Origin of the sequence: Aeromonas sp. 604176 (genome assembly GCF_049170755.1) — a bacterium.
Lineage (GTDB): Bacteria > Pseudomonadota > Gammaproteobacteria > Enterobacterales > Aeromonadaceae > Aeromonas > Aeromonas veronii_A.
The window spans coordinates 71,513-83,863 of record NZ_JAAKNE010000002.1; the positions used below are offsets into that span (position 1 = coordinate 71,513).

At 61.0% G+C, this 12,351-nt stretch carries 7 protein-coding genes; 3 read left to right on the top strand and 4 right to left on the bottom strand.

Annotated features, from left to right (window positions below; all coding sequences use genetic code 11):
• Positions 1–415: 415 nt before the first annotated feature.
• Positions 416–1,327: a flagellin A gene (gene flaA / locus G5358_RS00740; RefSeq protein WP_129503710.1), complete on the bottom strand. Its 912-nt coding sequence runs from the start codon at positions 1,325–1,327 to the stop codon at positions 416–418.
• A gap of 382 nt (positions 1,328–1,709) precedes the next feature.
• On the opposite strand from flaA, the gene G5358_RS00745 reads away from it, so the two are divergent.
• Together G5358_RS00745 and G5358_RS00750 are read left to right on the top strand one after the other, a co-directional pair.
• Entirely contained in the window at positions 1,710–2,342 is a 633-nt protein-coding gene (locus tag G5358_RS00745) for a trimeric intracellular cation channel family protein (RefSeq protein ID WP_129503709.1), read from the top strand.
• A 99-nt stretch (positions 2,343–2,441) separates the two neighbouring features.
• Positions 2,442–2,834, top strand: a complete 393-nt coding sequence (locus tag G5358_RS00750; RefSeq protein WP_042053183.1) for a hypothetical protein — start codon at positions 2,442–2,444, stop codon at positions 2,832–2,834.
• A gap of 72 nt (positions 2,835–2,906) precedes the next feature.
• Here the strand turns inward: G5358_RS00750 and thiI are convergent, their stop codons facing one another.
• On the bottom strand, positions 2,907–4,355 hold the full coding sequence (gene thiI, locus G5358_RS00755) for a tRNA uracil 4-sulfurtransferase ThiI (protein ID WP_279474966.1): 1,449 nt from the start codon (positions 4,353–4,355) through the stop codon (positions 2,907–2,909).
• A gap of 177 nt (positions 4,356–4,532) precedes the next feature.
• Between thiI and G5358_RS00760 the strand changes: the two genes are divergently transcribed.
• Entirely contained in the window at positions 4,533–5,498 is a 966-nt protein-coding gene (locus G5358_RS00760; protein ID WP_421323398.1) for a hypothetical protein, read from the top strand.
• Positions 5,499–5,924: 426 nt separating this feature from the next.
• On the opposite strand, the gene pbpC is transcribed toward G5358_RS00760, so the two are convergent.
• Positions 5,925–8,357 carry a penicillin-binding protein 1C gene (gene pbpC / locus G5358_RS00765; RefSeq protein WP_421323399.1) on the bottom strand — a complete coding sequence of 811 codons (2,433 nt, stop codon included), beginning with the start codon at positions 8,355–8,357 and terminating at the stop codon, positions 5,925–5,927.
• Positions 8,323–12,351: alpha-2-macroglobulin family protein (locus G5358_RS00770; RefSeq protein ID WP_421323400.1), on the bottom strand; the 4,029-nt coding region annotated here is incomplete at its 5' end. The genes pbpC and G5358_RS00770, both read right to left, overlap by 35 nt.

The following is a 12,351-nucleotide window of genomic DNA, read 5'->3' on the forward strand; positions in this document are numbered from 1 at the left end:
TGCTTCACCTTGTTTAACGGCAGTGCAGAGGCAAGCTTTAGGAAAATTGTTGCCTAACGCGGCAATTTTTCTCCGGTACATGGCAAGGAAAGCGAGATGGCAAACATAGTGCAAGACGTAATAGAGGGGTTGCAGGATGGTGTGACAGGATTATTTTTGTGGCACGATTTGTGCTTAGGTTGGGTAGAGTGACGTCGATTTGACGACACAATAAAAAGAGGCCGGTAAACCGGCCTAAAGATGAGCATATGCTCAGGAGAATATGACCAAGCGTGACAGAACTGAACAGCTGGACAACACTTGGCATTACTAGTAGAGAATTATATCTCTCCCGATAGAACAGAGTGCGAACCGAACACCCCTTTGTTCCATCTCTTGACCAGGGCGGCCTGAACAACCGCCCTGTTTTCTTTTGTTAGCCTTGCAGCAGCGAAAGAGCTGACTGGGGGCGCTGGTTCGCCTGGGCCAGTATGGTTGATGCGGCCTGTTGCAAGATATTCTGCTTGGTCAGGTTTGCAGTCTCGGTGGCGAAGTCTGCATCACGGATACGTGAGCGTGCAGCACTAACGTTTTCGGAGACGTTCGCCTGGTTGCGAATGGTCGAGTCAAACCGGTTTTGTACCGCCCCCAGTTCAGCACGCTTGCTGTCCACCACCTTTATCATGTAATCCAGGTTGGCCATAGCCGACTGGGCCGAGCTTGCAGCTGTAATGGTCGACATACTGGTAGATGTGACCGGCGTTCCTGCTGTCTTCGTGATGTTATACGGCTCGCCCGAGGTCGTGGTTGCCACTGTCGCACTACCACTGGTGGCAGAGGCCATGCCCGAGATAGTAAAGGCGGTCGTCATCCGGAAGGTGATGGTCTGCCCTGCGTCTGCCCCCACCTGGAAGGTGCCCACATAGCCGCCATTAAGCAGGTTCTGACCACCAAACGTGGTATCTTTGGCTACCCGGTCAATTTCAGTCATCAACTGGGTATACTCTTGCTGCAGCGCGGTACGGTCATCTGTGTTGTTGGAGCCGTTGGCTGACTGTTGAGCCAGCGTACGCATCCGTTGCAGCATGGAAGTAATTTCATCCATTGCCCCTTCGGCAGTTTGGGCAACAGAGATACCGTCATTGGCATTACGGTTACCTTGATCCAGACCGTTGATCTGGGAGGTCAAACGGTTGGCAATTTGCAGGCCGGCGGCATCGTCTTTGGCGCTGTTGATACGCAGACCGGATGCCAGTCGAGTGTAGGATGTATCCAGTGATTTGGTCGTGTTCATCAGGTTACGCTGAGCGTTGAGTGATGAAACGTTAGTGTTGATATAAAGGCCCATGACTATTCTCCTAAGCTATTAAATTTACTCTTCTATTTGCTCTGGCTTTATTATTTTCTGTGCCCGATGCGTCTTATTTAACGGCCCGTTTTTCGATGTCTTTAGCATTTTTTTCAACGCTTCATCACGTTAACGCCGCTTACCCTATATATCGACAGGTCGGGGATAAACTTAAGGAAAAAAACGCCCACTAAAACGTGGCAGAAACTCATCGCGCCCCTCCTCCAACAAGGAGGTAAACAGGCACACTCGAGCCCCTCCTTGTCCATGATGCGAGAAAAAAGCGGTGTCGACTCTCAATTTTGTCGAGCACAGTTGGCGATTGGGCTCTCCAGCCCCTAAAATCGCGGCCCCATCAACAATTTGGCGTGAGTTGTTTTCCATGCAGACACTGGTTGAGCAGATTGTTTACATCAGCGATATGTTTGGTACTGCGGTATTCGCGTTTTCAGGGGTTCTGGTGGCGGGCCGGCTCAGAATGGACGGATTTGGCGTCATGGTTTTGGCGGCAGTCACCGCCATCGGCGGTGGTACCATCCGCGACATGATCCTGGGAGCAACCCCGGTGTTCTGGGTTCGCGATCCTCTCTATATCTGGGTGGTCATTGCAACGGCGCTGATCGGGATGTGGATGGTCAAACTGCCCCGCAGAATGCCCTGGTATGTACTGCCCGTCGCGGATGCCTTCGGGTTGGCCCTCTTTACGGTGATTGGGGCGCAAAAAGCCCTCAACTTCGGTACCCCGGGACTGATCGCTGTGCTGATGGGGACCATGACAGGGGTAGCAGGCGGCATGATCCGTGATGTACTGGCTAGGGAAGTGCCTATGGTGTTGCAAAAAGAGATCTATGCAACAGCCTGCATTTTGGGCGGAATCCTCTACACCCTGGCACTGGAGGCGAATATGGACAGAGTAACCGCCATGCTCATCTGTATGACAGCCGTGTTCGGTTTGCGGGTAGCTGCTATCTACTGGCACCTGTCGCTACCAACCTTCTCGCTGCAACGCAACTGAAAGCACACCCGCAGTGGAATATGGCTCTGTGGGTTGTGCGTTGAACCAAATGGGCTTTTCTGTTGTCATAGAAGCAGTCGTTGTTAGCCGGATATTCTCATGCACAAAATCGGTATGCTTACCACTCTCCTCCTTGCGAACGTGACAGCAGCACATGCCGAAGCACAAGCCGTTTTTGGACGACTGGCATCGGCGCCAGTGCAGCAGTTCAACCAGCAGATACGTCAGGCGAACGAGCTACATCAGAAATGGGTCAATGACTACCGTGAGGTAGCACTTCGTTTTGTCGGTCATAGCGACATCCCCAGTCGCATCCATGCACAGCAACTGGATAATGATCTGGTACTCTCGGTTGCCCTCGATGGCAGCAAGAACGACATGCTCTATATCCTGACTCTCTATCGCAGCGATAACCTTTGGCAAATGAGGGGAGCGGAAATGGGTTGGCGTTGCCTGGGGGAGCACTCCTTCACTCCCGTTCCCTGTCCATAAATCCAAGCTCCGAGCTATAAAACAAAAATCCGGCACATTGGCCGGATTTTTTATGGGAGATTGAGCGTCAAATTACGGACGGTAAACTTTGACGTTGGCAAAGCCTTTCTCTTTCAGGTAAAGCGCCTGCAGCTTGCTCATCACGCCGCGATCGCAGTAGAGCAGGTAGGTCTTCTCTTTGGGCAGATCGCCAAAGGCGGTGGCCAGCTTGAAGAAGGGGATATGCAGTACTTCACGACCTTCCACCACCAGCGGCTTCTCGTCGTGTTCGTCGGCAGAGCGGATATCCAGGATCACCTCGTCAGCGCCCAGCACCTGGGTGGTTTCCACCTCTTGCACTTCAGCGGCAGTCTCTTCACCGATACGACGGATATCGAGGTAACGGGCCTCGGAGACCACCTTGTCCAGAATGGAGAAGTCAAAATTGGCCTCTTCCTCTTCAATGCGGGAGAGCTCGGCCTTCACAGTCGGCTTTTTGGAGATGACCCCACAATACTCCGGCATGGTCTCGGCGAACTCTAGGGTGCCAATGCGTCGGGCTTCACTGATGATGTCCGGCTTGTCCCAGGTGATAAGCGGGCGCAGGATCACCTTGTCGGTCACCCGGTCGATGACGTTCAGGTTGGTGAGGGTTTGGCTGGAGACCTGACCCACACACTCACCGGTCACCAGCGCCGGGATCTGGAATTCATCGGCCACCTTGGCGGCAGCACGCATCATCATCCGCTTGAGCACCACGCCCATCTGACCGTTGTCGATCTTCTCGAGGATCTCGGCGACCACCGGCTCGAAGTCCACAGCGGTGAAACGCACCCGGTGGGATGAACCGAAGCGGTTCCACAGGTGATAGGCCACCTGCTTGACGCCGATTTCGTGGGCAGCACCGCCCAGATTGAAGAAACAGTAGTGCACCCGGCAGCCGCGCTTGATGAACTGGAACGACGCCACGCCTGAGTCAAAACCGCCGGAGAGCAGACTCAGCACATCTTCCTGGGTCGCGATGGGCATACCGCTCAGGCCCTGATGGATGGCGCTGACGATGTAGAGCTCTTCGCCATCGATTTCGAGGTTGATCTTCACATCCGGGTTCTTGAGGCGCACGCCGTTGCTTTCGCATTGCTGGTTCAAACCACCGCCCACGTAACGCTCAATCTCGAGGGAGGAGAACTCGTGCTTGCCGTGGCGCTTGGCGCGCACGCAGAAGGTTTTCCCCTTGAGCTGCTCGCCCCACACGGCTTTCACCTGCTCGAAGATGTCGTGCAGATCGGTAAACTTGCTGGCTTGTACCTCGAGGAAGGCCTGAATGCCCGGAATACAGGCCAAAGCTTCGATAGCCTGCTCGCGGAACTGGTCATTGCGGGAGCTCACGATCAGCTTGTCCCAATCCATCCGTACGCGGGCATCGTCGTCGAAGCGGCGCAGGACATTGCGGATATTGCCCTGCAGGATCTTGATAAAGCGCTGGCGAACCGACTTGCTCTTGATGGTGATTTCCGGGAACAGCTTGATAATGAACTTCATGGTAATGACTCGGGTGACCTTGATTTAAGGGCGCGAATTATATCAGAACTTTGTGGCCAGCGCCTACTGGATGAGCGTTTGCTCACATTACCCCACGCAGTGTTTGCCGCGCGACCGCAATCTTGCGTATATTCCCGACCCTGCGCCTCGCCAGATTTTTGACAACAGACTGATCCGATGAAGACCTATATCTACTACCCCGGCATGGAGGTACGCGACGAGCTCTGGCTCAAATTTGCCCTGCTCTATCTGGAGCGGCTTGCCTTTGTCTTCACCGTCAGCGAAAAGAGCGGTCTCACCGCCCTGCTCGATACCCTTCAACAGCAGACCGATCTGCTGGCCGAGCGGCCCGATGCAGCCTTTTTTGTCGCCATTACCCCGCAATTGGAGAGCCAGATAAGCGGCCTGGTGGCCCCCGATTTCGTCCGCCACAAGGTATTTGGCAACAAGGAGCTGATTGGTCGCTGGCGTCAGGAGGCCAACCACGACTGCTTTTGCCCGGATCAGGCGGGACTGGAGCGACTGCACGGCTTTTGCCTGACTCACGGCTTTGCGACCCGGGATGAGGGGGGGATCAGAATGGCGCGGCGCTTTGCCAATCTGCTCTCCATGCGTCTCGCCCGTGAGTGGGCACTCGCCAATGACGGGGCGCTTATTACCGATCACGACTATCTCGACCGCCTGCTCCACCTGCTCGAATCCCGCTACCACAATCGCGGCGGTCAGGATTGCTTCCACCTCGAGATCCCATTGCAAGTGCCCACTCACCTGGCCGACATTCCGTTTGCAGAGCTGATTGCCCTGCGCGGGCGCAGCGGCTTTCGCCAGCAGTTGGCCGAATTTCATCTGGCCCTCGACAACCTGCTCACCATGATGGGGAGCGGCTATGCCGACCCGGCGGCCCTGACCCGCTTCGAGCAGGCCCGGCAAGGGCTGAATCAACTGCTCGGCCCCGAGACCATCAGCATGCCACTCACCACCCTGGTCAGCACCAGCCTTCCCGCCGTGGCGATGCTCCATCAGTTAAAGGCGAGCCATCCCGAAAGCGACCTCATCTTCCATCCCATCAAGAAGAGCCACTTTCACCAGCGCAAGAGCCAGCACTTCTTCACCCGGCTCGGCCATCTGCGCCAACCGGGCTGAACCGGCGGAATGAAAAAGGGGTTGGCATCTGCCAACCCCTCTCGTTATCTGCGGCCTACCAATCATCACCACGGTGATTGGCCCGCTCTTGTGCGTCACGGCGCGCTTCCATCGCCCTGTCACGGCGGATATTGGCAGGGGTACAGGCAAACTGTTTCTGATAACAACGTACAAAACTCTCGGAAGCGGGTTCGAAAGGTGAATAGAACCCGGTACGTTCAGGAGAAACATGGTGATCACCATGATTGGTTGTGGCACAACCCGAACTCATCAGCACCAGCAAGGGACACAGAACACGCAGCAAAAGAGAACTCCCGATTGGATTTGAATGAACTCGTAATTATTCACAAATTAATTCATCCAATCAAATATTGATGCATTTCAAATAGTTAATTACATTCACCTCAATGGCTGTCGGCAAAACGATCAACGGGTGATGGTGCCGGCATCACTGTCAGGATGCACCACGTGAAACTCGATACGATCGCTGTTGCCCGCTTCATCCACCACCACCAGCTGATAACGACCCGCCACATTCAGCACCTGATCCCCGTCCCAGCGCAGTCGCTGGCCGTTGAGAAACCAGGCTGGCTTGCCGACACCGCCGAGCACCTTGGGCTGCAACCGATAGCGCTGGCTGCGGATAAGGTTACCCTCCCCCAGCGCCACGATGCGAATGGGAGCCTGCAGCTCGGCGCTCTGCCCCTCCCCTGCACACCTACTTGCCAGCAGCGCCTGCCGTCGCTCGCCGGGGGACCGCCACGGCTCCAGCGACAATGGCCAAAGAGCCCGGAAGCCCGACTGCGCCGCATCGGGGCAACGGGTCAGAGTCGGCTTGCCCCCGGCAGTGAGTGCAACTTGACGCAGCGGCGAGGGCCAGTCCATGGGATCCGGCAAGGTGGGAGGATCGCGCCCTTCCAGCAACCAGGCGCTCTGGCGCTGCAAACAAACCTCCGACAGGGTCGCGCTCGCCTTGCGCCCCAGCGGCCAGCAGACCTCAGCCTCGCTCACCGTGTTGGGCTGTGCCGGCAGAGGGCTGTTGTCCGAGAGCCGCGAGTAGACCGAGAGCAGCAGTGGCACCGCTGCGCTCTGGCCGTAAAAACCGGGCATGGGGGTACCGTCGGGGCGCCCCAGCCAGACGCCGATGGTCCAGCGACCGGAGACCCCCATCGCCCAGCTGTCGCGATAGCCATAGCTGGTACCGGTCTTCCAGGCCAGCCGGTTGACCCTGCCGGTTGCCTCACTGGCAAAAGGCTGATCAGCCCGTCCCTGCGCGCTCAGGATCTGCCAGGTGATCCAGGCCGCTCCCGGGCTCAGCAAGGGGCGTGACACCGCCTGCTGCCCCGCCAGCCAGACCGGCATCGCCACCTGCCCCTGCCGGGTCAGCGCACTGTAGAGCGCCACCAGCTGTTCGAGCCGAATGCCCGCCGCCCCCAGCGCGATGGCCGGGTTGGGCTTGTCGGAGAGCGCCAGCCGCACTCCGGCGTTGTCGAGGCGGCTGACCAGCTTGTCGGGCCCGAGCGCCTCCAGCACCTGCACCGCCGGCACGTTGAGGGATTGCTGCAGTGCCTGAGTCAGGGTCACCGGCCCCTGAAAGGCGCCGGAAAAGTTGGCGGGGCGGTACTCCGAGCCCAGCCTCGGCGCATCGGAAAGCAGGGAGGCCGAGTGCACCAATCCTTCGTCCATGGCCAGACCGTAAATGAAGGGTTTCAGCGTAGAGCCGGGGGAGCGGATCGCCTGCACCATGTCGAGATAACCGTGGCGGCGCAGGTTGCCATATTCGGCGCTGCCTACATAGGCGCGCACCGCCATGGTTTTGTTGTCTACCAGGAGCAACGCCGCTGAGGTCTGCTCGGGGAAACGGCGGATATAGCTTGCCACCCGTCCCTCCAGCCAGCGCTGTAGATCCCCGTCGATGGTGGTGTGCACCAGCGCCCCGGTCTGATTGTCAGCGGCGAGGCGGGCAAAGAGCGGCGCCTCCATCGGCGTGAAGTGACCGCGGGCCAGCACCGGCTCGATACGTCCCTCCAACCACACCGGCTCGGGCCAGACACCCTGAGCCACCAGTCGCTGCATCACCTTGTCGCGGGCGGCGCGGGCCCGCTCGGGATGCCGATCCGGCCGGTTGCGGCTGGGAGCCTGCGGCAGCACCACCAACAGCGCCGCCTCGGCATAGGTCAGCTTTGCCGCGCTCTTGCCGAGATAGGCAAAACTTGCCGCCTGCACCCCCTCCAGATTGCCGCCAAACGGCGCCCGGTTCAGATAGACGGTGAGCAGGGTGCGCTTGTCATGGTGCCACTCCAGCTGCAGCGCACGGGCCATCTGGCGCAGCTTGCCGGGCACGCTTCTGTGGTAGGGCTCGATAAGACGGGCCACCTGCATGGTGAGGGTCGAGCCCCCCGACACGGCGCGCCCGTAACGCAGCCACTGACCGATGCCGCGCACCATGGCCACCGGATTGACCCCGGGATGGTGCCAGAAATGGCGATCCTCGTAACCCAGCAGCGCTTCAATATAGCGAGGGGAGACCTGCTCCAGGGTCACGGGGTAGCGCCACACGCCGCTGGTATCGGCAAAGGCGCGCAGCGGTCGCCCCTTCATGTCGAGCACCACCCGTGCGTAGGCAGGGTCGAGTGGCGGCGGCGGGAAGAGTCGATCCAGCGCCAGCAATGACAGGAGCAGTGCCACAACCCCCAGCACCGAAAAGCGCAGCCAGCGTGGCAGGCCACCAAGCCAGCGCCAGCCAGCGCGGCCAGTGCGACCCAGGCTCAGCCAGCCACGCTGCCAGAAAGTGAGCGGGCGAACCCGCTCAAGGGAGGGTTTGTTACTCAGAGATACGCACCTCGTGGATATCCTCACCCACAGCCCGCAGCTCGGGTCGGTACATATCCTCCACCTGGGTCGGCGGCACCTGATAGCGACCCGGCGTCACCGCCCGCATCAGGTAGACCAGTTGCTGGTTGCTCCCGGCGCTCAGATCCAGCGCCGCCGTGTAGCGGTCATCGCGAAACTCCTGATGCTTGAGGTAGTCGTTCCACTCGCTCTGCCACGCCGGTTTCCCCTCGATGGAGAGCTCTTCGAGCTTGATGCTGGTGCCAAGGGCCGGGTTCTCCAGCTCGAAGCCGGCGGGCACCATCTCCACCAGCAGGGCATCGGGCACCGCCGATTCACTGCTGACGTTGAGCCGCACCACCACCAGATCGCCCACCTTCACCTTGGTCGGGTCAAAACGCTGACCGTCGCTGTTGAACCAGCTGCGGGTCACGCTCATTCCCATGCTGATCCGTGCCGGCGCCTGCTCGGGGTAACCGACCAGGGTGCGCTGCACATAGAGGGAGCCCTTGCCCTCGTTGGTGACGGCGCTCGCCGCCAGCGCCTCGGGGGTGCCCTGCTGCAGCGGAGCCGAACCGCTCAGGGATCCACTGCCAAGAGAGGAAGCCACCTTGGCCTGCCAGTCGACAGCCGGATCGACGCGGGCGAGTCGCAGCAGGGCGAGCCGCTCCTGGGTGCTGAGCCACTGACGATGGGCCAGGGTATCGGCCACCTTGGCACTGAGGGCGGGCCAGCGCTCCGCAGCCAGCTTGTGCTGGCGCAACAGGGAGAGCTCAAGGGCCTGATCGCGCAGCGGTGAGCCGTAATCCCCCAGATAGTCGTCCCCGCGCTCGGTCGCCAATGCCCGGCTGAGGGCCTTGGCGGCGTTCTGCTCATCCCCCATGGCCGAGAGGGCCAGCGAGAGGTGCAAAAGCGGCAAACCGGAGCGGGCGTGATCAGCCTGCTGCTCCCAGATAAGGCGCAGGGTAGCGAGCGGCGCCTTGCCCACCCGGGCCAACACATAGGCGCTGTAGGACTGATAGGCCAGCCGGCTGTGCTCGGGGGCACTGCTCCAGCGCTCGCCATACTGGCTGTCGGTGAGATAGCTCTGCAGCCGGTTCAGCGCCTGATTGAGCATCGCCTCCGGCACGGCATCGCCCGCCTCCTTGCGCGCCAGCAGATAGTCGGCGGCATAGGCGGTGAGCCACTGCTCCTCGTCGGAGCGACCATCCCACAGGCCAAAGCCGCCGCTTGGCAGTTGCAACCGCTGCAGCCGTTGCAGCAGGGCGCGTTGCACATCCGCCTCGCTCGCCGCTTTCTTGCCCTCTGCGGGTTTGCTCCAGGCGGTGCGCTCATCCGCCGTGGTCAGCAAGTAAGGCCAGGCACGGGACAGGGTCTGCTCCAGACAGGCATAGGGGTAGTCGGCCAGCGCCTGCCACTGGGCTGCCGGATCCCAGGGGGGAGTGCCGGAAAGACTGAGCAGCCCCTGCAGATTGGCGCGATCCAGCCCGGCCAGCTCAGCTGGCGCAAAGCTCATCTGCTGGCCGGGAGCCAGCATCTGGTAGCGCTGGCGAGTCTCGGCCGGCCAGGGGGATCGCAGCGGCAAAGTCCAGTCGCGGCTGATGGCAAAATCCTTGCCGCTGGCAGCCAACTGCAGGCGTGCCACGCCGCTCGCCCCGGTCACGGTGAGCGGCAGGGTCAGCCACTGCTCCTCGCCATTTTTAAGGGAAAGGGTGCCGGGCAGCTCGCCGTTTGCTTTCAGCCCGCCGTTGAGGGTCCAGGCAAGGGAGAGGGTCTGATCCTCACCGCTCATGTTGCGCAGCTGCACCAGCGCCCGGGTCTCATCCCCTCTGGCGCCAAAGCGCGGCCAGCCGATCTCTGCCACCAGCGGCGCCACCACCTTGACGGCGCGCTCGGCCTCACCGACCTGCTGTTCGTTCCAGGCCAGCGCCATCAGCGCCAGCTCGCCGTTGAAGTTGGGCAAATCGAGCGGGATCACCGCCTTGCCCTGCTGGTCAAAACTCACCTCGCCGCTCCACAGTGCGGCGATCTCGACCCGACTCTCCAGCGCGCCACCCTTTTTCAGCGGCGCCCGGTCACCCCCATAATTGAGGCGGGCCAGCTTGCCATCTTGCGGCGGGATCACCTGGCCGTAGTTGTCGAACAAATCTTGAGCGAAGCGCTTGCGACCAAAGAAGATCTCGAACGGGTCGAGCGGCTGGTAGTCGCTGATGTTGAGCACGCCCCGATCCACCGCCGCCAGCACCACGCGCCCCTGACTGTTGGGGGTGGAGGTGGCGGTCACTTCCAGCCGGGTAAGCGGCACCGCTTTATCCGGTGCGCTCAGGGTAAGCGGCAGACGACGCGCTTCCCGATCCAGGGTGAGCGGCACCAGTCCGACCGAGCGCAGGCTCTGCCCCTGTTGCTTGCCGGACGGTTTGGACGCGCTGTCTGGCGCGGCGATCTGGGCCGAGATATGCAGGTCATGACGCTGCCACTCGGGACTGACCGGGATCTCGAACTCGCCGCGGGCATCCTTGGCATCGCCACCTGCGCCCTTGAGCTCGATACGCTGCCACCAGCGCAGGCCGTCGCCATCCTCCACCAGCAGCAACCCCTTGCCGGGGCGCGGCGCCACCAGCGTCACTTTGGCCTTGTCACCCGCCCGATAGGCGCGCTTGTCGAGGGTGATGGCAATCTTGTCGGGCCGTGCCTGCTCGCCACCGCCGCCCCAGGCGTAGCTGCCGATCTCTACCCGCAGGCTGGATTGATGGCCCTGACTGTTCTCCACTTCCAATCGATACCAGCCCGCCGTCAGTTGCAGCGTGAGCGGGGTCGGCCCCTTGCCATCCAGCTGCAGGGTCTGCTCCTGCTCCAGATAAGGCTGGCTGTTGAACTCGTACTTCCACCCCTCCCCATCGGCGTAGTGCCAGTAGTAGTCGCGATACTCGTTGATGAGGCGCACCTTCACCGCCCCCGCCACCGGCTGGCCTTGCTCATCGAGGTTGAGGATCTGGAAGGGGAGCGGCTTGCCTCCCTCTACTCGATCAGCCACGAAGTCGGCCTTGAGCGCCGGCCACTGGCTGCCCGCAGGCCAGCCATACTGGGTGCGGCTGCGATTGACAGCGCGGCCACCGGGCTCGGCGAGCGACACCCCATAGGCCACCTCCAGCGGCCCGAGGGCGCGCACCCCATCGAGCTCATCAGCTAACGAAAAAGTCCCCTGCCCCTGCGCATTGAGGGTGAGATTCAGCGGCTCGAGATCCTTGGCCTGCTCGGCGAGCAGCACGTCACCCAGAGTGAACTCCTGCCACTGGGTAAAGGGCATGGTGGCGCGGCTTAACTTCACCTCCGCCTTGGCCTTGGTGGCGCTCGCCGGCGCGCCGTAGAGATAGTCCCCCTGCAGTGGCAGAGTGAGGGCCGCGTCCAAATCAGTGACTTCGCCATCCGGCCCCTTGCCAAGCTGCAGTTTCAGCCGCTCCGGCAAGAACTCCTCCACCAGAAAGGGCCACTCGAAGCGACTGCCGGCGGCGGTCTTGAGGTTGATGGTCCAGCGCCCCAACGGCGCATCATCCGGCAAACGCAGACCGTAGTGGGCGGCGCCAAGGCTATCCGGTAGCAGCCGCTTTTGTTCGAGCAGCTGGCCGTCCGGCTGTTTCACCTCCAGCTCCACCGCCATGCCCGGCAGCAGCTGGCCATCCTGCCCCTTGAGCAGGATCTCGCTGTCAAGTCGCTCGCCGGGGCGATAGAGGTCGCGCCCACTGAACAGATACAACTGCTGGGCCTGCCAGGGCTGGGTGCCGAGATCGAAGGTGGAGAGATCGAGCGCCGCCCCATCGAGGCGCAGTACCGCCAGATGGTTGCCCTGTTCGGCCAGCAGCAGGCGAGCCCCCTGCACCTGATCGAAGCGGCGATGGCCCTGGAGATCCGTGGTTTGCACCTGCAGCCGGTTGCCCTTCTCGTCAAGCAGGGAGAGCTGCACATCCTTGAGCGGGTCGGCGCTGGCCAGGGAGCTGACGAACACCTCCAGCTGATCGCGGTA

Excerpts from the sequence above, each read along its gene's own strand:
- flaA (WP_129503710.1), bottom strand. The coding sequence starts at position 1,327 with ATGGGCCTTTATATCAACACTAACGTTTCATCACTCAACGCTCAGCGT.
- thiI (WP_279474966.1), bottom strand. The coding sequence starts at position 4,355 with ATGAAGTTCATTATCAAGCTGTTCCCGGAAATCACCATCAAGAGCAAG.
- G5358_RS00760 (WP_421323398.1), top strand. The coding sequence starts at position 4,533 with ATGAAGACCTATATCTACTACCCCGGCATGGAGGTACGCGACGAGCTC.
- G5358_RS00745 (WP_129503709.1), top strand. The coding sequence starts at position 1,710 with ATGCAGACACTGGTTGAGCAGATTGTTTACATCAGCGATATGTTTGGT.
- G5358_RS00750 (WP_042053183.1), top strand. The coding sequence starts at position 2,442 with ATGCACAAAATCGGTATGCTTACCACTCTCCTCCTTGCGAACGTGACA.